Below are 24,608 nucleotides of genomic sequence, written 5' to 3' on the forward strand. Positions count from 1 at the left end.
CAGCCCCTAATCGGATCCGGTAGCGGCCACACGCGAGATATGTTGAAGGACAAGGCGATGGGCATCAAATACGCACGATAAATGCGTGCTGCCTTCAAGCAAACCAAAGGCGGTTTGGGCGTTGCCATGCTGTTCGACGAAGCGCTGCATCGCTTGCGCATTGAACAACTCATCCTGCGCTGCCGCCAGCAGCAAGGTCGGTAATCGCAGCGCCGCCAGTTGCCTGGCCGGGGCGCGAGGCGTCAACGCGTTAGCCATATTGACGCTGTATTGGCAGACAAAATCGGGGGCGACGGCCAGTACGGCCGGGGGAAAATTCAGGCTGACCGCCCGAGATTGCCCGAACCATCGCCCACCGCTGAGCGCATTGGCCACAAAGGGCCATTGGCGCACCTGGGCAAAACGGGCCGCCGCCGCCAGATCGCGGGCCATCCCGGAAAATGGCCCCAGCTCGGGTGCCAGCATGATCAGGCTGTCCGCCTGCTGTTCACCAGGGTAACGGGTCAGGTAGTTGAGCAACATCCCGGCGCCGCTGGAATGGCCCAGCAGATGCCTGCGCGCCAACGGAAACCGGCGGCGCATTTCCGCCAGGATGACATCGACATCGCGCCAAATACGCTCAGGCCGCTCAACCGTCCCCCGCTCTCCCGTGGAATCGCCATGTCCGCGAATATCGACCAGGCACACCGCGAGCGTTGGCTCGGCGGCCAGCTGGCGCGCAAGAACGTCATACCCGGCGGCGCTGTTAACCCCGCCGCCGTGATAAACCACGATCGCGTCTTCACTCTCGGCAGCGTGCCGATACAGGCGATAGCTCAACCCCTCGACGCAACCGGACGACATGTCCACATGCCCGCCCGGCCACTCGCCGTAAGACTTCGCTTGCTCAACATAGCGGTCAAAATCAATCAAAGCGCACCTTTCCATGATGTTGTCGGAATTGCCCACGGCAGAGAGCCCTGCAGCCATGGCGATAAGCATATGAAACAACCGCAGGCGCTACCATCCCTTTTGCACGCCGCGCGCTGAGCTCAGGGCAGATCCCCCGCCGGCACATTGAGCTGCCAAGAGAGGCCGAAACGATCGTTCAGCCAACCGAACCGGGCGCTGAAGCCGTAGTCATCGAGCGGCATCAGCACCTTGCCGCCTTCCGCCAGCCGGTGGAACGCCCGCTCCAACGCTTCTTCGTTAGGCAGGTTGATGAACAGCGACACCGCCGGGGTAAAGCTGAAGTCATGGCTGATCGGGCTATCGGTAAACACCAGGTTCTGCCGATCAAAATCGATGGACGCATGCTTGATCAACCGCCGGCCGTCCGGCGTCGGATCGTAATGCTGCACCTGCATGAGCCGAAAACGCTCGAACACCTGGCTGTAAAGGTCGATCGCCCGCTGCGCCTCTCCCTGGAACATGACAAAGGTCGAAACCTGACTCATAACATCCCCTCCGACAATCGTTGTGGTATTAATGGAGGATAGCGGATTACCGTTGAAGCGGCAGAAAGGAGCAATCATGAGCATCATTCATCGCCTGGCGCAGGCGGACGATCTCAACGGCCTGTTAGCCTTGTATCGCGAGCTGCGCCCGCAGGACGCGCCGCTGCGCGCCGACGACGCGCGCCGCACCCTGCAACGCCTGCTGGACGATCCGGCGATCCGCCTGGTGGTGGCGGCGGACGAGGAACAGCCGATCGCCACCTGCATGCTGGCGCTGATCCCGGGGCTGGCGCATCAGGCGCAGCCGTTCGGCGTCATCGAACACGTGGTGACGGCGGAGCCCTACCGCGGCCACGGCGTAGCGCTCGCCATGATTGAATACGCGCTGCAGCTGGCCTGGCGTAAAGGCTGTTACAAGGTGATGCTGCTGTCGGGGCAGCAACGCACCGGCGCGCACCAGCTTTATCTCAAAGCGGGTTTCGACGGCGATCGCGAGCGGGGATTTGTCATCAGACGGCCCGAGGGCCGATAGCGGCCCGCCGCAAACGGGCGGACCGCCAGGCGGGTTATTCGCTGTCGTTCTTCGCCAGACGGGCGTCTTTTTGGCGGCGATAGTCACGCGCGGCGGCCGGGATCGGCGTCACCTTGCCGGTTTCAATCCAACTGCGCAGACGGTTGGCGTCGGCGAAGTGGGTATATTTGCCAAAAGCGTCCAGCACCACCAGCGACACCGAGCGGTTGCCGATCATGGTGCGCATCGCCAGGCAGTGGCCCGCCTGGTTGGTGAAGCCGGTCTTGGTCAGCTGAATGTTCCATTTCGGGTTGTACACCAGATGGTTGGTGTTGCGGAACGGCAGCGTGTAGTTCGGATCCTTGAAGCTGGCCATGCGCTCGGTGGTGGTGCTGAGCTGGCCGATCAACGGATATTGCTTGGTGGCGATCAGCAGTTTGGTCAGATCGCGCGCCGTCGACACGTTATGAATAGAGAGCCCGGTCGGTTCCACGTAATGGGTGTTGGTCATACCCAGCGCCCTGGCCTTGGCGTTCATCGCTTTGATGAAGGCGTTGTAGCCCCCCGGATAGTGGTGCGCCAGGCTGGCGGCCGCGCGGTTTTCCGACGACATCAGCGCCAGCAGCAGCATATCCTTGCGGCTGATTTCGCTGTTCAGCCGCACCCGTGAATACACCCCTTTCATCTCCGGCGTCTGGTGGATGTCCACCGACAGCATCTCGTCGAGCGGCAGGTGCGCGTCCAACGTGACCATGGCGGTCATCAGCTTGGTGATCGAGGCGATCGGCACCACTTCATCCGGGTTGCGCGCGTACATCACCTTATGGGTTTGCATATCGACGACCATCGCGCTGCCGGAGGCCAGCTCAGGCTGGGTGGCGTGCAGGGCGGCAGCGTTGTCGCTGGCCAGCGCGCGCGGCGCAAAGCCTGCGCCCGCCTGCAAAGCGAGCAGGGTCAGAACCAAAACACGTATTTTCACAGGCATTACTCTGAAATGGGGGCTTGAACTCAGCGAATTATATGTGAGGGTTCAGCGCTTGGCACTGGGATTATAGGGCGGATTTGTGACAAATTCTGTCGGCCGAAAATCGGCACAGCCCGCGGGCGCTCTGGGATGAACGCCCGCGTAGAAAAAGTTACAGCGCCAGCTGCCAGGCCGACTGCGGCAACAGGTACAACCCCGGCGTTTGCCGCGCCCCTGCACCGACGATATGGCCGATGCCGGCCGCCATCACCGCCAGCGTGACGTCGAAGGCGTTGAGGCTGTCGCCGTAGCCGGCGGTCAGGTTGAACATCGAACCGTTGGCCAGCAAATAGACCGTCTTCTCATTGAGTTGGTAAGCGTTCACATAAGGCATCGGCTCGTGGTGCGGCAGGCCTTTGAGGAAGCCGACGTCGATCTCTTCCGCCACGTGGCCGACGTTGAGGATAAACACGCCGTCCTGCGCCTGCTGCAGATGCTGCGCCGAGAGCACGTTTTTCGCGCCGGTCGCGGTGGCGATCACGTCCGCCTGCGCGACCCCGCTCGCCAGATCCACCACCTGCCAGCCGTCATAACGCGCCTGCAGCGCACGCGCCGGATCGATTTCCGCCACCATCACCTGGCCGCCGTAGGCCCTGGCCGCGGCCGCCGTCCCCTGCCCGACCAGGCCGTAGCCAATCACCAGCACGCGCTTCTCGTGCAGCGTCAAATGGGTGGTCTGGAAGAAGGTGTGCCAGGCGGTCAGCCCAACCATATGCCGATTGTGCAGCCCTTCTTTCACCGGCAGATCGTCCCAGTTGAAGATCGGGTAGCGCGGCGCCACGCCGTTTAACCGATTGATGCCCGATCCGGTGGCCTCCAGCCCGGCGACGATCTGCGGGCCGTTCGGCGATTGGTGCAAACGGGTGGTCAAATCCGCTCCCATTTCGCACAGGTGGGTCGGCTGCCAGGCCAACGCGCGATCGAAAGATTCCGACCATTCGCCGGCGCTCATGTCACGCCAGGCATAGGCCTGCGCGCCCCGCCGTTCCAGCCAGGCCACCACGTCGTCCTGCACCGTAGTGGGATTGCAGGTGGTCAGAAAGATCGCCGCGCCCTTGTCCAGCAGGCCGGCCACCAGCGGCGCCATTTTCAGATCCAGGTGCATATTGCACGCCAGCCGCACCCCGTGCAGGTCCGGCAACGCCGCCACCGCCGCCCGGGTGCGCGGCATATGACGCATCGCCCAGCTCAATTCACTGTCAAAATCCTGATACATCCGTTGCTCCTCTGGTGTGCCCCGCCGCCAGGCGTGGCAAAAAAGTTATCCCGCGCGGCCGAGCCGGCGGATCGCCTGCGGCGACAGGCCAAATACGCGGATAAACGCCCGCCTCATGCGTTCCGGATCGCTGAACCCCACCGAACGGGCGATCGCTTCCAGCGGCTCGGCGCTCTCTTCGATGCGCACCCTGGCCGCCTCTACCCGCAATTGCTCGACCACCTTGGCCGGCGTCTGCCCGGTTTCAGCGCGGAACAGCCGGCCGAATTGCCGCTCGCTCAGGCAGGCGGCGTCGGCCAGATCCGCCACCGACAGCGGCTGGTGCAAATGTTCACGCGCGTACGACAGCGCGGCGCGCATGCGATCCGACGACGGGTTCAACGCCAGCAGCAGCGAGTACTGCGACTGCCCGCCGGGGCGGCGGTGATAGACCACCAGCTGCCGCGCCACGGCCGCCGCCAGGGTGGCGCCCAGATCGTCCTCGATCAGCGCCAGCGCCAGATCGATGCCGGCGCTGATGCCCGCCGAGGTCCAGATATCGCCGTCGCGGATGAAAATGCGGTTGCTGTCGACGCGGATACGCGGATAACTCTGCTGCAACCGCGCCGCATGATACCAGTGAGTGGTGGCGCGTTTGCCATCCAGCAGCCCGCAGGCCGCCAGAATAAACGCCCCGGTGCATACGCTGGCGATACGCCGCGCTCGTCGGCTTTGGTTGGCCAGGAACGCAACCAGCGCCGGTGACTGCGCCGCCATCACGTTGCCGCTGCCGCCGGCCACTACCAACGTATCGAAACGCTCGTCGCCGCACGGCTGCGTGGCGATTTCCACCCCGGCCGAGCTGGCGACCATGCCGCCCTGCGGCGAGATCGCCACGCAGCGGTAGGCCGGCGGGTCAGTGAACTGGTTGACGTTATCGAACGCCGCCAGCGGGCCGGCAAAGTCCAGCAGGTTGAAACCGGGAAAAACCACAAAACCGATCGTTTTCATGATGGCGCTTTTTGAGGGTTATCTGTCATATCAGCCAAATGCAGGGCGGCTATTATGGCTCAGGTCCAACGATAAAAATGAGGCGAATGTCATGTCTGAACCACTCGTGATTGTATTTCCCATCTATCAAGGCGTCACCCAGCTCGATTTCACTGGCCCACTGCAGTTTCTGCGCCGCATGCCGGGCGCGGAAATCATCGTCGCTTCAGTAGACGGCGCGGATGTCGAGTCGGAAGGCTTGCACTTCACCCAGCTGCGCCCGCTGCCGGAGATCGCACGCTGCGATGTGCTGTGCGTGCCGGGCGGCAGCGGCTGCACCCAGGCGCTGCAGGATAAAGCATTCATGCAGCAAATCCGGCGGCTGGGCGCCGATGCCCGCTATCTGACTTCGGTATGCACCGGTTCGCTGATCCTGGCCGCCGCTGGCCTGCTGCCGGGCAAACGCGCCGCCTGCCACTGGTCGATGCGCGACAGCCTGAAGCTGTTCGGCGCCATACCCAGCGCTGCACGCGTAGAGCGCGACGGCAACGTGATCAGCGGCGGCGGCGTTACCGCCGGCATCGATTTCGCGCTGGCGCTGATCGCCGAACTGCACGGCGAAGACACTGCCCAAACGATCCAACTCTATCTGGAATACGCCCCGGCCCCGCCGTTCACGGGCGGCACGCCGGAACTGGCCCCGCCGCACATTTACGCCAGGGTACAGGCACAAATGGCGGAAAGTCTGGCGCAGCGCAGAGCGTTGGTGGCCCAGATCGCCCAAGGCTAGCGATCGGGCGTATACTTGCCCTTATGCGTCAGTCACATAAGGAGTAAGGAATGACCGATTTGGCCCACTACATTACGGACTATGGCTACTGGGCGTTGTTTATCGGCTGCCTGGCTGAGGGGGAAACCATCACGCTGCTGGGCGGCATCGCCGCCCATGAAGGGCTGCTGCACTGGCCGTGGGTGATCGCAGTAGTGGCGCTCGGCGGCATGATGGGAGACCAGCTGTTGTACTTCGCCGGCCGCCGGTTCGAAGGCAAAGTCATCTCGCGGCTCAAGGGGCAGGAAAAGCGCATCGCGCGCGCCAGAAGGCTGATCGCCCGCCACCCGATGCTGTTCGTTATCGGGGTGCGCTTTATGTACGGTTTCCGCATCATCGGCCCGGTGCTGATCGGCGCCAGCCGCCTGCCGCCGTCGCGCTTCGTACCGCTCAATATCCTCGGCGCCATTCTCTGGGCGACGATCTTCGTCATGCTCGGTTATTTTGGCGGCCAGGCGATCGAACGCTTCGTTACCGGCTTCGACAAAAAGCTCTCCAGCCTGCTGTTTGTCGCGCTGGCGATCGCCGCTATCCTGCTGGTGCGTTTCTGGTGGCGTAAACGCCACCCGGAGTAAGCAAACGCAGCGGGCGTCAGCTTTCCTGCGGCGCCGCACGCATCAGCTCGACCAGCTCGCGCGCCGCTTTGTCCAACGGGCGGTTCTTCAGCCAGATCAAATGCATCGGCAAGCGCAGCTCGTTCTTGGTGTTTTTGAATTTCAGCCGCACCAGACGCCCCTGCGCCAGCAGCGGCTCGGCCAACGACAGCGGAAAATTGCCCCACCCCAGGCCCGCTTCCACCATGTTCAGCGCCATCGGCAGGCTGTCGGTGCGCCAGTAAGCCTCCGCCACCTGCGGACGCAGATCGCCGATCGGCAGATCGCGGCTGGCCACCATGATCTGCCGCACGTTGACCAGATCCTCGAGAAACAGCTCGCCCGCCGCGCCGTCCAGCGCCGGGTGCTGCGGCGACAGCATCGCCACCAGCGACTCCGCGCCGACGAAGTGGAACTGTTCCGCGCTGTTAACGTTCAGCCCGCCGAACGCCAGACAAACGCCGATGCGCCCCTCGTGCAGCATGTGCAACACGTCGTCCTGCGGCGCGCTGAGCACTTCGATGTTCAGCAGCGGATAACGCTGCGACAGCGTTTTCACCGCCGCCAGCAGGCCGGCGCCGTTGATATCCGACGCCACGCCGATCGAAAGCCGACTCTCCAGCCCCTGGGACAGTTCGATGGCGTGCACCTGCAGCTGCTTGAGCTGCCCGGCGATCAGGCGGGCGTGCGGCGCCAGCGCCAGCGCCAGCGCAGTCGGCGTCGGTTCACGGTGAGAACGGTCGAACAAGGCGAAACCGAGCTCCGCCTCCATGTTGGCGATGGCCATGCTGACGGCGGAGGGCACGCGCCGCAGCGCGCGGGCGGCGGCGGAAAACGAGCCGCGATCGAGCACCGCCAAAAACAGTTCGATATTGTCACTGGAGAAATTCATTGTTTTATCTGTCAGTAAAACTGACAACTCCTGACTTTTTCTATCAATGTGGTTGACGTTATCTTAGCCGCCGTCGCCACAGAGGCAACTAAAAACAGATCGGGAGAAAACGATGCAAGGCGTCAAACGCAAACTGGTGTATGTCACCGCTTATGAAATCATCGGCATGGCGATCTCGGCGCTGGGGTTGGCGCTGCTGTCGGGCCATGCGCCGAGCAGCACCGGGCCGCTGGCGGTGGTGATCACCACCATCGCGGTCAGCTGGAACTTTATTTACAACTATTTATTCGAGTGGTGGGAAAGCCGCCAGGTGTCGCGCACCCGCACGCTCAAACGCCGCATTTTGCACGCCGTCGGCTTTCAGCTAACGCTGGTGGTGTATCTGATCCCGCTGATCGCCTGGTGGATGGGCATCACGCTGTGGCAGGCGCTGCTGCTGGATATGGCGCTGATCGTCATCATTCCTTGCTACACCTTCCTGTTTAACTGGGCGTTCGACAAGCTGTTCGGTCTGCCCGCATCGGCACTGCCGGCCGGTGAATCGGCCTAAGACTCGTTACGCGCCAACCGACCCGCTGCTTTATCCCATTTTCTGCGCGGGTCGCCATTTCCTTCCCCCCTTATTTCTCACCGCGAAATATAAGAACAACACCCTGTAATTTGCACGGTAATTATTATTTTGTGATTTTAATCACTTTTTATTCCTCGATATTTCCGTCTTGATAAAACATCACATCTTTTTGAATAATATATTCTTTTATATTTGGATTAAAAAATAAACACACTTGTTCACGTTTTATGCGCAGTATTTTTTGCCACCATTACGGAGAAAAGGTAGCATGCTTCGCCGTTATTTTAATGATGGCTGTATACACAATAAACAGCGGAATGATGCCACGACCTCATTCTCATGACGATTGGTCATAGCAATCGTTTGCTCTCGGTAAGAGCAGGGTTAACATAGACAGGTAAACAGGACGGATAATGCACTCACAAAAAAAGTCGGCGGATGACAAACACGCCGCCAGAAGACGCTGGCTAGACTCTCATGAATCCGGTTATCACAAAAGCATGGGCAACCGGCAAATCCAAATGATCGCCATCGGCGGCTCCATCGGCACCGGCTTGTTCCTCGGGACCGGGGGCCGTCTCGAGTTGGCCGGGCCGGCGCTGGCGCTGGTCTATCTGGTGTGCGGGATCTTCTCTTTCTTCATCCTGCGCGCGCTGGGCGAACTGGTGCTGCATCGCCCTTCCAGCGGCAGCTTCGTTTCTTACGCCCGCGAATTCCTCGGTGAAAAAGCCTCTTACGTCGCCGGCTGGATGTATTTCCTCAACTGGGCGATGACCGGCATCGTCGACATCACCGCCGTGGCGCTGTACATGCACTACTGGGGCACCTTCGCCGACGTGCCGCAGTGGCTGTTCGCCCTCGGCGCGCTCGGCATCGTCGCCACCATGAACATGATCGGCGTGAAGTGGTTCGCCGAGATGGAGTTCTGGTTCGCGCTGATCAAGGTCGCCGCCATCGCGCTGTTCCTGATTGTCGGCGTCGTCTTCCTCGGCACCGGCACCCCGGTCGCCGGCCACACCACCGGCATGCACCTGATCACCGAAAACGGCGGCATGTTCCCGCACGGCCTGTTGCCTGCTCTGGTGCTGGTGCAAGGGGTGATCTTCGCCTTCGCCGGCATCGAGCTTATCGGCACCGCCGCCGGCGAGTGTAAAGATCCGGCCAAAATGATGCCTAAAGCGATCAACAGCGTGATCTGGCGTATCGGCCTGTTCTACGTCGGCTCCGTGGTGCTGCTGGTGCTGCTGCTGCCGTGGAACGCCTATCAGGCCGGCCAAAGCCCGTTCGTCACCTTCTTCAGCAAGCTGGGCGTGCCTTACATCGGCACCATCATGAACATCGTGGTGTTGACCGCCGCGCTGTCCAGCCTCAACTCCGGCCTCTACTCCACCGGCCGCATCCTGCGTTCACTGGCGATGGGCGGCTCCGCGCCGAAGCTGATGGCCAAAATGAGCAGCCAGCAGGTGCCTTACGCCGGCATCCTGGTCACCTGCGGCATCTATGTGATCGGCGTGGTGCTCAACTACCTGGTGCCGGCGCAAGTGTTCGAGATCGTGCTGAACATCGCCTCGCTGGGCATCATCGCCTCCTGGGCGTTTATCATCGTTTGCCAGATGCGCCTGCGTAAAGCCGTGCGCGAAGGCCGCGCGCAGCCGGTCTCGTTCAGAATGCCGGGCGCGCCGTTCACCTCCTGGCTGACGCTGGCGTTCCTGCTGGTCGTGGTGGTGATGATGGCCTTCGACTACCCGAACGGCACCTGGACCATCGCCACCATTCCGGTGTTGGCGGTGCTGCTGACGCTAGGCTGGTTCGGCCTGCGCAAACGCGCGCAGGAAGTGAAGCTGGAACAGCAGGCTCACGAAGAACAGAGCCAACGCTGAATCGACAAACCGCCCTCCGGGGCGGTTTTTTTTATCCGCTATAACCGCCCGTAGAACGTCATTCTGGCGCTTTCCGACAGCATCACGTCCGGCTGCGCATTGTAGGCCAACACCACCAGCATGCGCGTGGTGTCGCCTTCGGTCGGCGTCACCCGGTGCATGGCGTTGCGCCCGCGAAACAGCACCAAATCCCCCTCCTCCATCGCCAGCCGTTTGACCGCCCGCTCGCCGTCCAGCACCTGCGTGACCCCGGCATAGTTCATCTCGCCGCGATCGGCGTCGCGCAGGTTCTCCACGTATTCGAAGCGCCCGCCCGCCTGCGGTTTCTGGATCAGCAGTGTGATGGCGAACGAGGAGTTGTCAAAATGCCAGCCCAGCTCCTGACCGGTATGGGCGTAATGCAGATTGATCGACGACAGCCGATCGGCGTAGGGGTAGAGCTGCGCCTCGCCCAGCACCGCACACAGGAACGCGCGAAACGCCGGGGCGTCGTACAGCGCGCGCAGCGGCGACTGCGGCGGAATATCCTCGTCGGTAATGCACCCCTTGGACGACACCACCAGCCGGTTGCGCGCGTGATCGGCCGGCAGCGCGTCGTCCTGCGGCCGTAGATACACGTTGTGTTTGCTGGTGGCGTAAAACGCCGCATGGTGCTGTTCAGCGCCCTCCAGCCGCACCGTCGCCAGCGCGGCTTCACGCAGAAATCCCGGCAGCACCAGCGCGCCGGCGCGCGCCAGCGTTTGTCGGCAGCGGGCGCGGAACGCGGCGTCATCGATGGGATGGGCGGACAGATCGATAATATCGGCAAGTGGCGGCATGACGTTCCCCTCGTGTGCGAAAGCCGGATGCCTCTCACTGTAGCGAATGCCGCATTGCCGCCATAACAAAAATACGTTATGGATAAGCTAACGAATTCTTAGCGATAAGCCCTGCTCATGCACTCACCGTCCCGTGCGCGCTTGCCCAAGCTGAGCGCCATTCTGGCGTTCGAAACCGCCGCTCGCACCGGCAGCCTGGCCCGCGCAGCGGATGCGCTGGCGCTGACCGCCGCCGCCGTCAGCCAACAGATCCGCCAGCTCGAACAACATCTGGGCATCACATTGTTCATTCGCGCCAAAAGCGGCGTCACGCTGACCGAACAGGGCGCGGACTACCTGGCCTATGTTCAGGAGGCGTTTGAAACGCTGCGCGTGGCGCAGCAACACGTCGAACGCCAGCGCGGCAAGCAGACGCTGACGGTGTTCACCTTGCCGGCGTTGGCCTCCAAATGGCTGAACCCGGCGCTGGGCGACTGGCTGGCGCAGTGCCCCGACGGCGATCTGCGGCTGCACGCGACCCATGCGGCGGTCGATTTCACCCATTCGGCGGCGGATTTCGCCCTGTGCTTCGGCGATCAGGATTACCCGCTGCTGGAAAAGGTGCAGCTGTTTCAGGATCGGGTGCAGCCGGTATGCAGCCCGGCGCTGCGCGATCGCGGCGACTGGACGCAGCTGCCGCTGATCCACGTCGACTGGGGCAAGGAGAGCCAGTTTCTGCCGGGCTGGCACGAGTGGTTCACCGCCGCCGATCGGTCGCCGCCGCCGCGGCGCGGGCTGACCTATAACCTGACCTCGCTGGCCATCGACGCCGCCGTACAAGGGCGCGGGGTGCTGCTCGGCCAGCGGCGGCTGATCGCCCGTGAACTGGCGGAGGGCCGGCTGGTCACCCTGGCCGAACCGGCGCTGCCGCTCAGCAAACCCTACTACGTGGTTTACCCGCCGCGCACGCTGGAAAAACCCGGCGCAGCGGCGTTTCTCCGCTGGCTGCAGGCGCTGGCTCAGCACGCGGTATAACCGCCGTCGATGCTGTAAAACGCACCGGTGGTGAAACTGCTGTCGTCCGAAAGCAGGAAAGCCACCGTTTTCGCCACTTCTTCCCGCGTCGCCATTCTCCCCATCGGGTGCGAAGCGGCCATCTGCGCCCGCGCCGACGCCGGCAGTTCCCCCATCGCCGGCGTATCCACATAGCCCGGCCCGACGGCATTAACGCGCACGCCGAGCGTAGCGAATTCCAGCGCCGCCGAGCGCGTCAGGCCCAGCACGCCATGCTTGGCGGCGGTATAGGGCGCAATCCCGGCAATGCCCACCACGCCGTTGGCGGAAGAGAGGTTCACCACTGCCCCGCCGCCGCCGGCGACGATCGCCGGCAGGCCGTACTTCATGCCGAAAAACGTGCCGCTCAGGCAAGTGGCGATCACCTCATGCCAATCTTCGACCGCGTACCGATCGATATCCACCTCGTGCGGGCCGGTGATCCCGGCGTTGTTGACCAGCAGATGCAGCGCGCCGCAGCGCCGCACGATCTCTTCAATACCCTGTTGCACCGACTGCGCGTCGCGCACGTCCATTCGCAACGTCATCACCCGCCGGCCGTCGGGATCGAGCCGCGCGGCGGCGGCGGTGAGAGGCGCTGTGTGGCGGCCGGTCATCACCACCGTGGCTCCGCGCCGAAACAGCTCGGCGGCGATCGCTTCGCCAATGCCGGTGGACGCGCCGGTCACCAGCGCCACCCGATGTTTAAAATCTTGCATAGCCGTTCTCCTGCCAAGTTGAGTTCAAGGGGAACAGGCTAGCGCCGGCAAGTGACAGTTTGCGGCAGCAGCGACAACGCAGCACGTAATGCGCTCACAAACGCCGCAAAGCCCGCTATTTTATGCCTACTTTTTCTCATGCGAGACACCCTGTGGATACCCAACGCTACCTGCAGCATATCGGCTTTGCTGGCACCGCCCGCCCTGACCTCCCCACGTTGCAACAGCTGCACCATCGCCACATGCTGAGCGTCCCGTTCGAGAACCTGAGCATTATTTATCATCAGGGTATTCAGCTGGCGCCCGAAGCGCTGTTCAGCAAGGTGGTCGAGCGTAACCGCGGCGGTTTCTGTTATGAGCTGAACACGCTGTTCGCCCTGCTGTTGCGGGAGATCGGTTTCAAGGTGAGCTTTATCTCCGGCGAGATCCGCGCGCGCGACGGCCATTTCGGCCCGCCCTACGACCATCTGGCGCTGCGGGTGGATCTGGCGGGGCAGGCCTGGCTGGTGGATGTCGGTTTCGGCGATTCCTTCCTGACGCCGCTGAAGATCGTCGTCGCCGAGCCGCAACCGCAGGCCAGCGGCACCTTTCACCTGGAGCGGGAAGGCGAGTATTACCTGCTGGAGCGCCGCAACGGCGACCAGCGCTCGCATGCCAAAACCCTGTATCGCTTTACCGTTCAGCCGCGCGAATTGCCTGAGTTCGACGAGATGTGCCGATTCCACAGCACCTCGCCGCAGTCGCACTTCACCCAGCGTCTGGTGTGTTCACGGCCGACGGAGCACGGCCGGGTGACCCTCAGCGACATGAAGCTGATCGTGACCGAAGATCACCAGCGCCACGAAACGACGTTGCATTCGGAAGAGGAACGGCGCGCCGTACTGTGGCGGCATTTCGCCATCGATGTGGATCGTTAACGCCGCCGGCGGCGTAATGCTGATCAGTTAGCGTTTTTCTGAACGTATTTGTGCAGTTTTCGGTCGATAAAGGTGAGATGCGCCATGAGGCTCATACGCCTCGACCGAGCCAGGGGCCGAAGGCGCGGCCCCTGGCAACCCGCGCCTTTGCCCTATCAGACGGTTGGCTTTGCCAACGTCCCTCTCTCCGCCATACCGCATTGAGGCCGGTTGCGACAGGCGTCCCTGCCTGTCTCACCTGAAACCGCCGTCCATGGCGGTTTCGCCTAATACGCTATGCCTGCGTTCGGCGTCTTCAAGGGCATCCAATACCGCGCTCATCTCCGATTCCTCTTCTCTGCCATGACCTCATAAAGGATGGGAGCTGCTAGCACGGGGTTGACCTTTGGCGCGCATCACCGGCTGCCGAGCAAGACAGCATTGTCAGGGGCAACCGGCCAGGGAAGGCCGGTTGAGGCGAGACTAACAGGGACGTTTGTCGCAGCCGACCCGCCCGACAATGCAGACGCTGCGAGGGTATCCGCGCAGCGGACAGACGGTGTTAAGCGAAGGCGCGGGTGGAGGGGCCGCGCCTTCGGCCCCTCCAATTGCCGTTCATTGTGGTAACAGAAAAATTCAGGGTATTTACGGCAATTCATCCTGCACATCACGTAAAGATACTGGATAAAAAATACCAGTCAGGCTTAAGTAACCAGCATTACACCGGCGGCGCCCTTTTATTACGATTCTGTTACACCGATTGCATAACCGCGCTTGGCTGATTGCCAGCACCGCGGCGGCAGGCATCATAGGATCATGATTCGGCAACAGAGTGCGAAAAATGATCCGTGTGATACTGGTGGATGACCATGTGGTGGTGCGCTCCGGCTTTGCGCAATTGCTCAGCCTCGAAGCAGACATCGACGTGACGGGGCAATACAGCAGCGCGGCGGCGGCCTGGCCGGCATTGCTGCGCGACGACGTCAGCGTCGCGGTGATGGACATCGCCATGCCGGATGAAAACGGCCTGAGCCTGTTGAAACGCCTGCGGGCGCAGAAGCCGCAGTTTCGCGCGATCATCCTCAGTATCTATGACTCCCCGACCTTCGTTCAGAGCGCGCTGGATGCCGGCGCCAGCGGCTATCTGACCAAACGCTGCGGGCCGGAAGAACTGGTGCAGGCGGTGCGCTCCGTCGGTATGGGCGGCCATTACCTGTGCGCCGACGCGCTGCGGGCGCTGCGCGGCGGCGAGCAGCCGGCCACGGCGCTGGAAGCGTTGACCCCGCGCGAGCGCGAGATCTTCGATCTGCTGGTCAAAGGCGACAGCGTAAAGGAGATCGCTTTCAAGCTCGATCTCAGCCACAAAACGGTACACGTACATCGCGCCAACGTCCTGGGCAAGCTGCAGTGCAGCAGCACCATTGAACTGGTGCATTTCGCCCTCGACCATCAGCTGCTGGCGGGGCATTGATGTCGCCCCGCTTCCGGCCCTGGGTTATCTCGCTGTTTATCCTGTTGGCCTGGGGCAGCGGCTGGCTGATGCTGTGGACGCTCGGTTTCTATCTGACCCACAACGGCAATCAGGCGGCGCTGTTTCTGCCTCACGGCGTCTATCTCGCGCTGCTGATCCTGCTGGCGCGGCGCTATTGGCCCGCCCTGATAATACCGCCGGTGCTGTTGCTGTTCTGGCTGCACGGCGAACGCCTGCTGAGCGGCTACGGCCTGCTGGCCGCGCCGTTCATCACCCTGCTCCCGGCCGCGCTCGCACAGCGATTCTGGCGCCGTTTTCCGCTCTACTGGCAACGGCTGACGCTGCTGCTGGCCGCAGTGACCGCCGCCTCGCTGCTCAATACCGCCCTGCTTGCGCCTTTCGCACACAGCCCGGCGATGCTGCTCGGCCTGGCGTCGTTTACCGGCGGTGTTTTGTTGACCCCGTTCGTCTACCTGATTTTTGAATTTCTGCGCCAGCAGCACCGCTACCATCTGCTGGGGCTGGACACCAGCAACCCGCCGCTGCGCGCGTCCTTAATCATATGGTGCAGCCTGTTTTTCGTTATCGGCATCGGCACCCAGATGGTGCTGTCGCCGGAAATCGAACGCCTGCTGCTGATCGTGGTGTTTTTGCCGAACGTAGTGATGGCGTGGAAGTTCGGCTGGCAGGGCGGCGTGCTGTCCGGCCTGCTCGGCAGCATGATGATCACCCTCGCGCGGCAGGTCGGCGTGGGGTTCGGCAATCTGGTCGAGCTGGAAATCTTTCTGGCGACGCAGGCGCTGCTCGGCATCGGTCTGGGCATCGCCATCAGCCGTCAGCAGCACCTGGCGCAAAACCTGCACCACTATCGCCGACGGCTGGAAGAAGAGCTGGCGGCGCGGCGGGCGCTAACCGAAAAACTGATCCACACCGAAGAAGACACGCGAAAGAACCTGGCGCGCGAGCTGCACGATGAAATCGGCCAGAACATCACCGCGATTCAAATTCAGTCGCAGCTGGTCAAGCGGGCGCGCGATCCGGCGCAAACCCAGGCCGCCGCGAACCAGATAGCCGATCTCGCCCGGCGCATACATCACTCCACGCGCCAGCTGCTGCGCCAGCTGCGCCCGCCCGCGCTGGACGAGCTGGCGTTCAAAGACGCGCTTCACCACCTGCTGAATGAATTCGCCTTCAGCGAACGGGGCATCCGTTGCCGTTTCGACTACCGGCTCATCGACACGCCCGCCGGCGAGACGGTGCGCTTCACCCTCTACCGGCTGCTGCAAGAGCTGCTCAACAACGTGTGCAAACACGCCGAAGCCAGCGAAGTCGCCATCGTTTTGTATCAACAGGGGGCACTTTTGCACCTCGAGGTGCGGGACAACGGCATCGGCATCCGGGCGGACAAGGCGCCCGGCCTCGGCATTCAGGGGATGCGCGAACGGGTCAGCGCGCTCGGCGGCGAACTGACGCTGGACACGCAGCGCGGCACGCGGGTAATTGTTAACCTGCCCACAAATTTGCAACAAACCGCCGACTAACTAGGAAAAAGTCTTAGCCAGTCCGGACTTTCTCTCATCCCCTTTCCCTTTCACCTTCTTATAGTCATCACCAGGGAGACGGCTATGCAGACACGCTCGGCATCTAAAATCGATCATCGTTACCGCGCGCTGCGCCCGCGACTGCTGCTGTACATGGTCATCGGCTACGCCGCCTTTTACCTGACGCGCAAAAGCGTGAATTACGTGCTGCCGGCGCTGCAAATGGATTTGGGGCTGGATAAAGGGGACATCGGCCTGCTCGGCTCGCTGTTTTACCTGAGCTACGGCCTGTCGAAATTCGCCGCCGGACTGTGGCACGACGGCCACGGACAGCGCAGGTTTATGGGGATCGGCCTGTTCGCTACCGGCCTGCTGAACCTGGCGTTCGCCTTCGGCGAATCGCTGCCGCTGCTGCTGGTGGTCTGGGCGCTGAACGGCTTCTTTCAGGGCTGGGGCTGGCCGCCCTGCGCGCGGCTGTTGACCCACTGGTATTCGCGCAACGAGCGCGGCTTCTGGTGGGGCTGCTGGAATATGTCGATCAACCTCGGCGGCGCGATCGTGCCGCTGATCAGCGCCTTCGCCGCCCAGCGCTGGGGCTGGCAGGCGGCGATGCTGATCCCGGGGGCCGTCAGCATGGTGTTGGGCATCTGGCTCACTCGGCGGCTGAAAGGCACGCCGCAGGAAGAAGGCCTGCCGTCGGTCGGCCAATGGCGTCACGATCCGCTGGAGCTGCGTCAGGAACAGCAAAGCCCGCCGATGGGGCTGTGGCGGATGTTGCGCACCACGATGCTGAAGAACCCGATGATCTGGCTGCTGGGCGTCTCTTACGTGCTGGTCTACCTGATCCGCATCGCCTTGAACGACTGGGGCAATCTCTGGCTGACGGAAAGCCACGGCGTCAACCTGCTCAGCGCCAACGCGACGGTGATGCTGTTCGAGGCAGGCGGTCTGCTCGGCGCGCTGTTCGCCGGCTGGGGATCGGATGTGCTGTTCGGCGGGCAGCGCGCGCCGATGATTTTGCTGTTCACGCTCGGGCTGATGGTTTCCGTCGCCGCGCTGTGGCTGGCGCCGGTGCACCACTACGCGCTGCTGGCGGGCTGTTTCTTTACGGTGGGCTTTTTTGTCTTCGGCCCACAGATGCTGATTGGCCTCGCCGCCGTGGAATGCGGGCACAAAGGCGCGGCCGGCTCCATCACCGGTTTTCTCGGCCTGTTCGCCTATCTGGGGGCCGCACTGGCGGGCTGGCCGCTGTCGCAGGTCATCGAAAGCTACGGCTGGTCAGGCATGTTCAGTTTGCTGTCGATCGCCGCCGTTCTTATGGGTTTATTGCTGATGCCGCTGCTGATGGCGAGCGTTACCACCTCTACCGAGAGAAGGATAAAACAATGAAAAAAACGTGGGTCACTACCCTGATAGCTTCCGGCATCGCGCTGGCGACGTTGAGCGGCGCCGCGCACGCCAAGGGCCGCCTGGTGGTCTACTGCAGCGCCACCAATGAAATGTGCGAAGCGGAAACCAAAGCCTTCGGCGAGAAATATGACGTGAAAACCTCGTTCATCCGCAACGGCTCCGGCAGCACGCTGGCGAAAGTGGACGCCGAGAAGAAAAACCCGCAGGCGGACGTCTGGTATGGCGGCACGCTCGATCCGCAATCCCAGGCCGGTGAAATGGGGCTACTGCAGCCGTACAAATCGCCGAACCTCGAACAGGTGATGACGCAATTCCGCGACCCGGCGAAGCTGAAAGGCAACTACTCTTCGGCGGTCTACGTCGGCATCCTCGGCTTCGGCGTCAATACCCAGCGCCTGAAAGAGAAAAACCTGCCGGTGCCCAAGTGCTGGAAAGACCTGACCAAACCGGAATACAAAGGCGAGATTCAAATCGCCGATCCGCAGAGCTCCGGCACCGCCTATACCGCGCTGGCGACCTTTGCCCAGCTGTGGGGAGACGATCAGGCGTTCGATTACCTCAAGCAGCTGAACGCCAACGTCTCGCAGTACACCAAGTCCGGCATTGCCCCGGCGCGCAACGCCGCCCGCGGCGAAACGGCGATCGGCATCGGTTTCCTGCATGACTACTCGCTCGAAAAAGAACAGGGCGCGCCGCTGGAGCTGATCTCGCCTTGTGAAGGCACCGGCTACGAAATCGGCGGCGTCAGCATCCTCAAAGGCGCGCGCAACCTCGACAACGCCAAGCTGTTCGTGGATTGGGTGCTGTCGAAAGAGGCGCAGGAGCTGGCGTGGAAGAAAGGCAAGTCCTATCAGATCCTGACCAACACTACCGCCGATACCTCGCCGAACTCGCTGAAGCTCGACGACCTGAAGCTGATCAACTACGACATGGACAAGTACGGCTCGACCGAGGTCCGCAAGGCGCTGATCAACAAATGGGTCAGCGAAGTCAAGATGGGTAAATAAGCCCACATTCTGCGCCTGTTGCCGGGTAAGCCTCACGGTTTGCCCGGCCTGAACATCCGGGAAACTTATGTCACATACACATGCACTCCATCTCGTAAAAAAACGAGATGCGATATTCCTTTGGGTTTTGCTCGGCTGGCTGGCGTTCGCCCTGCTGCCGAGCTGGAGCCTGGATTACGGCCTGCTGGAGTCCACCGGCGAAGAGATCCTCGCGGCCTACGGCTGGTCAAATCGCAATATCAGCTGGCTTTGGTGCCTGCTGCCGAGCCTGCTGCTGCTGCGCCCTTACGCTGCGGCGGGCGGTGAACGGCGGCGGCGCCACGCGTTCGACGCCGGCTGGGCGCTGCTGTGCATGGCCTTTATCGTCGTCAGCGCCACGCTGGCGGGACGCGGTTTAGGCTACGCCACCCTGGTGCAGTTGACCGCGCTGGGCGCCATCATGACATTGGCGCTGACCCGCCTCGACTGGCTGGGCGGCGACCGTTTCGTTATCGGCGCGCTGGTCACCATCGTGGCGCTGATCGGCGTCTTCATCGTCTGGCCGAGCATCGCGATTTTCATTCCGATGTTCACCGACCAGACGGGCGCCTTCGCGCCGCTGGCGTTTATGAACGTGCTGTCGCAGGCGCACATCGTCCAGGTGATCCTCAACTCCATCGCCCTGTCGATCGCGGTAGGCGCCGGCTGCACCTTCTTCGGCCTGGTGCTGGCGATTTACACTACCCGCATCGCCAGGCGCAGCGCCATTATCGGCCGCATCTTCTCCATCCTGCCCATTGTCACGCCGCCGTTCGTCGTCGGCCTGGGCGTCACGCTGATGATGGGGCGCTCCGGCTACGTGACCGAGTGGATGGTGGCCTGGTTCGGCCTGACCAACACCAACTGGCTGTACGGCTTTACCGGCATCTGGCTGGCGCAGGTGCTGGCGTTCACCCCGATGGCATTTATGATCCTCGACGGCGCGATCAAGACCATTCATCCTTCGCTGGAAGAGGCCTCCTACACCCTGCGCGCCAGCCGCTGGCAAACCTTTAACGGCGTGTTCGTGCCGCTGCTGAAACCGGCGCTGGCCAACGCGTTTCTGATCGTGGTGGTGCAATCGCTGGCTGATTTCAGCAACCCGCTGGTGCTCGGCGGCAACTTCGACGTGCTGGCGACGCAAATCTATTTCTACATTACCGGTTCACAGCTCGATTATCAGGCCGCCAGCACCCTCGGCGCCTTCCTGCTGCTGTTCTCGCTGTTGGTGTTCTGCATCCAGTATATGTGGATCGGCAAGCGTTCCTACGTCACCGTGTCCGGCAAATCCTATCGCGGCGACGTACAGCCGCTGCCGGTCACGCTGGTATGGAGCGTGATCGCGCTGCTGGCGGTGTGGATAGCCTTTAACGCCCTGCTTTACGGCAGCATTTTCTACGGCAGCTTCACCGTCAACTGGGGGGTGGATTACACGCTGACGCTGGATAACTTCATCAAGCTGTTCGGCCAGGGCATGAGCGACGGCGCGTGGCCTTCGCTGCTCGATACGCTGCTGTACGCCGGGATCGCCGCGCCGATCACCGCCGCGTTCGGCCTGCTGATCGCCTGGATCGTGGTGCGCCAGCAGTTCAAGGGCAAAAAGACCATCGAGTTCACCACCATGCTGTGCTTTGCGGTGCCGGGCACCGTGGCGGGCGTCTCTTACATTCTCGCCTTTAACGGCGCGCCGGTGTACCTCACCGGCACGGCCGCCATCGTGATTATCTCGATGGTGATGCGCAACGTGCCGGTGGGCATTCGCGCCGGGATCGCCGGGCTGGGCCAGATAGACAAATCGCTGGACGAAGCCTCGCTCAGCCTGCGCGCCGGCTCGCTGCGCACCATCACGCACATCCTGCTGCCGCTGCTGCGCCCGGCGATCCTGTCGGCGCTGATCTACAGCTTCGTGCGCGCCATCACCACCGTCAGCGCCATCGTCTTCCTGGTGACGCCCGATACCCGCGTGGCCACCGCCTACATCCTCAACCGCGTGGAAGACGGCGAATACGGCGTGGCGATCGCCTACGGTTCAATTCTGATCGTGGTGATGCTGGCGATTATTTTCCTCTTTGACTGGCTGATCGGCGAGGCACGCATCTCCCGTTCAAAAGCCAAAAACCAGGCGTAATGGAGCCCATGATGAGCCAGAAAAATTTCGTTGAACTGCGCAACGTCTCCAAACGGTTCGGCAACAACACGGTAATCGATAACATCACGCTCACCATCCCGCGAGGGCAAATGGTGACGCTGCTCGGCCCTTCCGGCTGCGGCAAAACCACCATTTTGCGCCTGGTCGCCGGGCTGGAAAAGCCGAGCGACGGGCAGATATTCATTGATGGTGAAGACGTCACTCATCGTTCCATCCAGCAGCGTGATATCTGCATGGTGTTCCAGTCTTATGCCCTGTTCCCGCATATGTCACTGGGGGAAAACGTCGGCTATGGCCTGAAGATGCTCGGCATCCCGCGCGCCGAAGTGACAGCGCGCGTGCAGGAAGCGCTGGCGATGGTAGATCTGGCGGGGTTCGACGATCGCTATGTCGATCAGATCTCCGGCGGCCAACAGCAGCGCGTGGCCCTGGCGCGCGCGCTGATCCTCAAGCCGAAAGTGCTGCTGTTCGACGAGCCGTTGAGCAACCTCGACGCCAACCTGCGCCGCAGCATGCGTGAAAAGATCCGCGAGCTGCAAAAGCAGTTTGATATCACGTCGCTGTACGTCACCCACGATCAGAGCGAGGCTTTTGCGGTCTCCGACACCGTGCTGGTGATGAACAAGGGGCATATCATGCAGATGGGCTCGCCGCAGGATCTCTATCGGCAGCCCGCCTCGCGCTTTATGGCGAGCTTTATGGGGGACGCCAACCTGTTCCCGGCCAGCTTCAGCGCCGATCATGTCGACATCAGCGGCTATCGCCTGCCGCGCCCTGCGCACTTTGCCGCCCAGGGCGCCGGCACGGTGGGCGTGCGCCCGGAGGCGATCACGCTGAGCGAGCATGGCGATGAAAGCCAGCGCTGCGTGATCGAACATGTCGCCTACATGGGGCCGCAGTATGAGGTAACGGTGGCGTGGCACGGGCAGCAAATTTTGCTGCAGGTTAACGCCACCCGCCTGCAACCGAACGTCGGCGAGCAGTATTATCTGGAAATTCACCCCTACGGCATGTTTATGCTGGCGGACGCGGCATAATAAGCATCACTCTTAAGCGTTAGAATAACGGTCATCCCGTATGGGATGGCCGAAAATAATCGCCAAAAACACCGTATTTATCTATTTTTACAATTCCACCCAAGTCCTTGTTCAGCCGAAGAATAAATACAGCCACACCCACTCAAAAATAACCACCCAGACCACTCAGGGTGATATTTTTATTTAAATAGGGTAAGCTTGATCCCGCAGTCGAAATTATTTAACGGCCAACTCAAGGAGAAATTCATGAGCAACAATGCAAATGCACAGGCGCAGCTGGATAATTTACGCAATGTCGCTTCCCAGCTGAAGGAAATGCGCCACTACGCGCAGTCGAATATCGAGACGCTCTCCGCACACTGGCTGGCCTTCGATCAGGGGGAATGCAAAAATAAGGCATTCGCCGAAGCCATTAACGACCTATTGAATAAACAGGGCGCCTGTCTGGAAGGACTGGAAAAAACCATTCAGGATATCGAGATAGAATTGAACCGTCTCGACAAAGCCGCCTGATAATACCGATTTAAATAAACCCGCTACGCGCGGGTTTATTTTCAGCTGCGGCAGATGACGCGCGCAATATCCCCGGACGTCGTCAGCGCGCGTATTTCGCTGAACAGTTCAGTCGCTTCATCATATTCTTTACGCAAATAACCCAGCCACTGTTTAATGCGCGCCACGTGATACAGACCGGTGTCGCCCTGCTTTTCCAGATGGACGTATTTTTGCAGCAGCTCAACCACCTGCGGCCAGGGCATGCGCGGTTCGTTATATTTCACCACCCGGCTCAGGTTCGGCACGTTGAGCGCGCCGCGCCCCAGCATGATGGCGTCGCAGCCGGTCGTCTGCAGGCAATCCTGCGCGCTCTGGTAATCCCAGATCTCGCCGTTGGCGACAACCGGGATGCTCAGCCGCTGACGGATCTCGCCGATCGCCGCCCAGTTGATGCGATCCGCCTTGTAGCCGTCCTCTTTGGTGCGGCCGTGCACCGTCAGCTCACTGGCGCCCGCCTGCTGTACCGCATCGGCGATTTCAAAGCTGCGATTGGAGGAGTCCCAGCCCAGGCGCACCTTCACCGTGACCGGCAGATGGGCCGGCACCGCCGCGCGCATCGCTTTGGCGCCCTGATAGATCAATTCCGGATCTTTGAGCAGCGTCGCCCCGCCGCCGCTGCCGTTCACCAGCTTGGACGGGCAGCCGCAGTTGAGATCGACGCCGTAAGAGCCCAATTCCACCGCACGCGCGGCGTTTTCCGCCAGCCACTGCGGATACTGCCCCAGCAGCTGTACCCGCACCAGCGTGCCCGACGGCGTGCGGCTGGCGTGACGCAGCTCCGGGCACAGCCGGTAGAACGACTTGGCCGGCAGCAGCTGATCGACCACGCGCAAAAATTCGGTGATGCACAGATCGTAGTCGTTCACTTCGGTGAGTAACTCACGCACCAAAGAATCGAGAACGCCCTCCATCGGAGCCAATAATACGCGCATGACCAATCCCAGCTAAAAAAAGACCCGCAATGATACGGGTGAATGCCCGCGCCAGACAAGCCTCAGCGGGCATTAAAAATGCCGTCAGCCCAGCCGGCGGATCGGTTGGCCGGCAAGGAACGCCGCAATGTCCTCGACCGCCTCGGTGAAGTAGGCGCGGTAATTGTCGTCCGCCACATAACCCACATGCGGCGTCGCCAGCACGTTGGTCAGCTGGCGAAACACGTCGTCGGCCGGCAGCGGCTCCGTCTCGAACACGTCCAGCCCGGCGCCGGCGATCTTCCGCTGTTGCAGGACGTCCACCAACGCCGCCCGATCGACGATGCCCGCGCGCGAGGTATTGATCAGGTACGCGGTGGGCTTCATCGCCGCCAATTCATCACGCCCCACCAACCCGCGGCTGCGATCGCTCAGCACCAGGTGAATGGAGACAAAGTCGCTCTGCTCAAACAGCGCCCGCTTGGACGGCGCCAGCTCAGCGCCCTCTTGCGCCGCACGTTCCGCCGTCAGGTTCTGGCTCCAGGCCAGCACCCGCATGCCGAACGCCTGCGCCACCCGGGCCATCTGGCCGCCGATCTTGCCCAGCCCCAGCAACCCCAGCGTCTTGCCCTGCAGCGTGACGCCTAAGCCCAGCTGCCACGGGCCATTGTTTTGCAGCCCGACGCTTTCCGGCACGATATGCTTCGCCAGCCCGAGCAGCAGCGCCCAGGTCAGTTCCATCGGCGCGGCCGAGCCGCTGGCGGTGCCGCACACCACCACGCCGCGCTCGGCGGCGGCGGCCAGATCGATAGCGGCGTTGCGCATGCCGGAGGTGATCAGCAGCTTCAGCTTCGGCAGCCGCGCCAGCAGCGAGGCGGTCATCGGCGTGCGCTCGCGCATGATGACCAGAATGTCGCACTCCTGCAGATGCACCGCCAGCTCCGCTTCATCGGTAAAGTGCGCGCTGATGGCCGACACCTCCACCCGATCGGCCAGCGCCGACCAGTCCGCCATCTTGAGCGCCACCTGCTGGTAATCATCGAGAATTGCGCACTTCAATTTCATCTCCGTCTCCTGGAATCTAGGGGTAGCCACCGTCCAGCCTAGTACGAAAATGCCGTTC

24 protein-coding genes are annotated in these 24,608 nt (G+C 62.0%); 14 read left to right on the top strand and 10 right to left on the bottom strand.

Features of this window, described 5'->3' with window-relative positions:
• Positions 1-6: 6 nt before the first annotated feature.
• Together L085_RS21665 and L085_RS21670 are read right to left on the bottom strand one after the other, a co-directional pair.
• Positions 7-981 (bottom strand): alpha/beta fold hydrolase, encoded by a 975-nt coding sequence (locus L085_RS21665; RefSeq protein ID WP_226988557.1) that lies wholly within the window; start codon positions 979-981, stop codon positions 7-9.
• Between the two features lie 50 nt (positions 982-1,031).
• The gene (locus L085_RS21670) at positions 1,032-1,436 is read right to left on the bottom strand and encodes a VOC family protein (protein ID WP_033652382.1); all 405 of its coding nucleotides are present in this window, start codon (positions 1,434-1,436) and stop codon (positions 1,032-1,034) included.
• 76 nt (positions 1,437-1,512) lie between these two features.
• On the opposite strand from L085_RS21670, the gene L085_RS21675 reads away from it, so the two are divergent.
• Positions 1,513-1,968, top strand: coding sequence for a GNAT family N-acetyltransferase (locus tag L085_RS21675; RefSeq protein WP_044031709.1), 456 nt, complete (start codon positions 1,513-1,515; stop codon positions 1,966-1,968).
• A 34-nt stretch (positions 1,969-2,002) separates the two neighbouring features.
• On the opposite strand, the gene pbpG is transcribed toward L085_RS21675, so the two are convergent.
• The 3 genes from pbpG to L085_RS21690 form a co-directional block, all read right to left on the bottom strand.
• Positions 2,003-2,932, bottom strand: a complete 930-nt coding sequence (gene pbpG / locus L085_RS21680) for a D-alanyl-D-alanine endopeptidase (RefSeq protein WP_015377045.1) — start codon at positions 2,930-2,932, stop codon at positions 2,003-2,005.
• A gap of 151 nt (positions 2,933-3,083) precedes the next feature.
• A complete protein-coding gene (locus tag L085_RS21685; protein ID WP_044031710.1) occupies positions 3,084-4,187 on the bottom strand; it encodes an adenosylhomocysteinase in 1,104 nt (367 codons plus the stop codon).
• 45 nt (positions 4,188-4,232) lie between these two features.
• Positions 4,233-5,177 (bottom strand): GlxA family transcriptional regulator, encoded by a 945-nt coding sequence (locus L085_RS21690; RefSeq protein WP_015377043.1) that lies wholly within the window; start codon positions 5,175-5,177, stop codon positions 4,233-4,235.
• Between the two features lie 91 nt (positions 5,178-5,268).
• On the opposite strand from L085_RS21690, the gene L085_RS21695 reads away from it, so the two are divergent.
• Positions 5,269-5,946, top strand: a complete 678-nt coding sequence (locus tag L085_RS21695; protein WP_021503986.1) for a DJ-1/PfpI family protein — start codon at positions 5,269-5,271, stop codon at positions 5,944-5,946.
• A 50-nt stretch (positions 5,947-5,996) separates the two neighbouring features.
• On the top strand, positions 5,997-6,560 hold the full coding sequence (locus L085_RS21700) for a DedA family protein (protein ID WP_004939690.1): 564 nt from the start codon (positions 5,997-5,999) through the stop codon (positions 6,558-6,560).
• 16 nt (positions 6,561-6,576) lie between these two features.
• On the opposite strand, the gene L085_RS21705 is transcribed toward L085_RS21700, so the two are convergent.
• Positions 6,577-7,470, bottom strand: a complete 894-nt coding sequence (locus tag L085_RS21705) for a LysR family transcriptional regulator (RefSeq protein WP_004939692.1) — start codon at positions 7,468-7,470, stop codon at positions 6,577-6,579.
• A 112-nt stretch (positions 7,471-7,582) separates the two neighbouring features.
• Between L085_RS21705 and L085_RS21710 the strand changes: the two genes are divergently transcribed.
• Both L085_RS21710 and ansP read left to right on the top strand, forming a co-directional pair.
• Positions 7,583-8,020 carry a PACE efflux transporter gene (locus L085_RS21710; RefSeq protein WP_004939694.1) on the top strand — a complete coding sequence of 146 codons (438 nt, stop codon included), beginning with the start codon at positions 7,583-7,585 and terminating at the stop codon, positions 8,018-8,020.
• Between the two features lie 434 nt (positions 8,021-8,454).
• Positions 8,455-9,921, top strand: coding sequence for an L-asparagine permease (ansP, locus tag L085_RS21715; protein WP_004939697.1), 1,467 nt, complete (start codon positions 8,455-8,457; stop codon positions 9,919-9,921).
• A gap of 38 nt (positions 9,922-9,959) precedes the next feature.
• On the opposite strand, the gene L085_RS21720 is transcribed toward ansP, so the two are convergent.
• Entirely contained in the window at positions 9,960-10,739 is a 780-nt protein-coding gene (locus tag L085_RS21720) for a 2OG-Fe(II) oxygenase (RefSeq protein WP_015377040.1), read from the bottom strand.
• 117 nt (positions 10,740-10,856) lie between these two features.
• Between L085_RS21720 and L085_RS21725 the strand changes: the two genes are divergently transcribed.
• Positions 10,857-11,753: a LysR substrate-binding domain-containing protein gene (locus L085_RS21725; protein WP_044031711.1), complete on the top strand. Its 897-nt coding sequence runs from the start codon at positions 10,857-10,859 to the stop codon at positions 11,751-11,753.
• On the opposite strand, the gene L085_RS21730 is transcribed toward L085_RS21725, so the two are convergent.
• Entirely contained in the window at positions 11,738-12,490 is a 753-nt protein-coding gene (locus L085_RS21730; protein ID WP_044031712.1) for an SDR family NAD(P)-dependent oxidoreductase, read from the bottom strand. The genes L085_RS21725 and L085_RS21730 overlap by 16 nt on opposite strands.
• Positions 12,491-12,642: 152 nt before the next feature.
• Between L085_RS21730 and L085_RS21735 the strand changes: the two genes are divergently transcribed.
• From L085_RS21735 to L085_RS21770, 8 genes are all read left to right on the top strand, one after another.
• Positions 12,643-13,407, top strand: a complete 765-nt coding sequence (locus L085_RS21735; RefSeq protein WP_044031713.1) for an arylamine N-acetyltransferase — start codon at positions 12,643-12,645, stop codon at positions 13,405-13,407.
• Positions 13,408-14,227: 820 nt separating this feature from the next.
• The gene (locus tag L085_RS21740) at positions 14,228-14,857 is read left to right on the top strand and encodes a response regulator transcription factor (protein ID WP_044031714.1); all 630 of its coding nucleotides are present in this window, start codon (positions 14,228-14,230) and stop codon (positions 14,855-14,857) included.
• Entirely contained in the window at positions 14,857-16,398 is a 1,542-nt protein-coding gene (locus tag L085_RS21745) for an MASE1 domain-containing protein (RefSeq protein WP_044031715.1), read from the top strand. Before L085_RS21740 ends, L085_RS21745 begins: the two co-directional genes overlap by 1 nt.
• 66 nt (positions 16,399-16,464) lie before the next feature.
• Positions 16,465-17,787, top strand: coding sequence for an MFS transporter family glucose-6-phosphate receptor UhpC (gene uhpC / locus L085_RS21750; RefSeq protein WP_226988609.1), 1,323 nt, complete (start codon positions 16,465-16,467; stop codon positions 17,785-17,787).
• Positions 17,784-18,815, top strand: a complete 1,032-nt coding sequence (locus L085_RS21755) for an ABC transporter substrate-binding protein (RefSeq protein ID WP_016928667.1) — start codon at positions 17,784-17,786, stop codon at positions 18,813-18,815. The genes uhpC and L085_RS21755 overlap by 4 nt, the downstream gene beginning before the upstream one ends.
• 67 nt (positions 18,816-18,882) lie before the next feature.
• Entirely contained in the window at positions 18,883-20,961 is a 2,079-nt protein-coding gene (locus L085_RS21760) for an iron ABC transporter permease (protein ID WP_044031717.1), read from the top strand.
• A gap of 11 nt (positions 20,962-20,972) precedes the next feature.
• Complete coding sequence (gene fbpC, locus L085_RS21765; protein ID WP_044031718.1) at positions 20,973-22,019, top strand: ferric ABC transporter ATP-binding protein; 1,047 nt, start codon at positions 20,973-20,975, stop codon at positions 22,017-22,019.
• 246 nt (positions 22,020-22,265) lie between these two features.
• Positions 22,266-22,532: a hypothetical protein gene (locus L085_RS21770; protein WP_033642249.1), complete on the top strand. Its 267-nt coding sequence runs from the start codon at positions 22,266-22,268 to the stop codon at positions 22,530-22,532.
• A 41-nt stretch (positions 22,533-22,573) separates the two neighbouring features.
• Here the strand turns inward: L085_RS21770 and dusC are convergent, their stop codons facing one another.
• A complete protein-coding gene (dusC, locus tag L085_RS21775; protein WP_033652368.1) occupies positions 22,574-23,506 on the bottom strand; it encodes a tRNA dihydrouridine(16) synthase DusC in 933 nt (310 codons plus the stop codon).
• Between the two features lie 84 nt (positions 23,507-23,590).
• On the bottom strand, positions 23,591-24,550 hold the full coding sequence (locus L085_RS21780) for a D-2-hydroxyacid dehydrogenase family protein (protein ID WP_044031719.1): 960 nt from the start codon (positions 24,548-24,550) through the stop codon (positions 23,591-23,593).
• Positions 24,551-24,608: the final 58 nt, after the last annotated feature.

The sequence above is a fragment of the Serratia sp. FS14 genome, assembly GCF_000695995.1.
GTDB lineage: Bacteria > Pseudomonadota > Gammaproteobacteria > Enterobacterales > Enterobacteriaceae > Serratia > Serratia nematodiphila.

Coding starts and splice junctions, on each gene's coding strand:
- L085_RS21675 (WP_044031709.1), top strand. CDS start 1,513: ATGAGCATCATTCATCGCCTGGCGCAGGCGGACGATCTCAACGGCCTG.
- L085_RS21695 (WP_021503986.1), top strand. CDS start 5,269: ATGTCTGAACCACTCGTGATTGTATTTCCCATCTATCAAGGCGTCACC.
- L085_RS21760 (WP_044031717.1), top strand. CDS start 18,883: ATGTCACATACACATGCACTCCATCTCGTAAAAAAACGAGATGCGATA.
- L085_RS21670 (WP_033652382.1), bottom strand. CDS start 1,436: ATGAGTCAGGTTTCGACCTTTGTCATGTTCCAGGGAGAGGCGCAGCGG.
- L085_RS21700 (WP_004939690.1), top strand. CDS start 5,997: ATGACCGATTTGGCCCACTACATTACGGACTATGGCTACTGGGCGTTG.
- L085_RS21690 (WP_015377043.1), bottom strand. CDS start 5,177: ATGAAAACGATCGGTTTTGTGGTTTTTCCCGGTTTCAACCTGCTGGAC.
- L085_RS21780 (WP_044031719.1), bottom strand. CDS start 24,550: ATGAAATTGAAGTGCGCAATTCTCGATGATTACCAGCAGGTGGCGCTC.
- fbpC (WP_044031718.1), top strand. CDS start 20,973: ATGAGCCAGAAAAATTTCGTTGAACTGCGCAACGTCTCCAAACGGTTC.
- L085_RS21740 (WP_044031714.1), top strand. CDS start 14,228: ATGATCCGTGTGATACTGGTGGATGACCATGTGGTGGTGCGCTCCGGC.
- dusC (WP_033652368.1), bottom strand. CDS start 23,506: ATGCGCGTATTATTGGCTCCGATGGAGGGCGTTCTCGATTCTTTGGTG.
- L085_RS21730 (WP_044031712.1), bottom strand. CDS start 12,490: ATGCAAGATTTTAAACATCGGGTGGCGCTGGTGACCGGCGCGTCCACC.
- L085_RS21755 (WP_016928667.1), top strand. CDS start 17,784: ATGAAAAAAACGTGGGTCACTACCCTGATAGCTTCCGGCATCGCGCTG.
- L085_RS21745 (WP_044031715.1), top strand. CDS start 14,857: ATGTCGCCCCGCTTCCGGCCCTGGGTTATCTCGCTGTTTATCCTGTTG.
- L085_RS21720 (WP_015377040.1), bottom strand. CDS start 10,739: ATGCCGCCACTTGCCGATATTATCGATCTGTCCGCCCATCCCATCGAT.
- L085_RS21705 (WP_004939692.1), bottom strand. CDS start 7,470: ATGAATTTCTCCAGTGACAATATCGAACTGTTTTTGGCGGTGCTCGAT.
- L085_RS21710 (WP_004939694.1), top strand. CDS start 7,583: ATGCAAGGCGTCAAACGCAAACTGGTGTATGTCACCGCTTATGAAATC.
- L085_RS21725 (WP_044031711.1), top strand. CDS start 10,857: ATGCACTCACCGTCCCGTGCGCGCTTGCCCAAGCTGAGCGCCATTCTG.
- pbpG (WP_015377045.1), bottom strand. CDS start 2,932: ATGCCTGTGAAAATACGTGTTTTGGTTCTGACCCTGCTCGCTTTGCAG.
- L085_RS21770 (WP_033642249.1), top strand. CDS start 22,266: ATGAGCAACAATGCAAATGCACAGGCGCAGCTGGATAATTTACGCAAT.
- ansP (WP_004939697.1), top strand. CDS start 8,455: ATGCACTCACAAAAAAAGTCGGCGGATGACAAACACGCCGCCAGAAGA.
- L085_RS21665 (WP_226988557.1), bottom strand. CDS start 981: ATGCTTATCGCCATGGCTGCAGGGCTCTCTGCCGTGGGCAATTCCGAC.
- L085_RS21685 (WP_044031710.1), bottom strand. CDS start 4,187: ATGTATCAGGATTTTGACAGTGAATTGAGCTGGGCGATGCGTCATATG.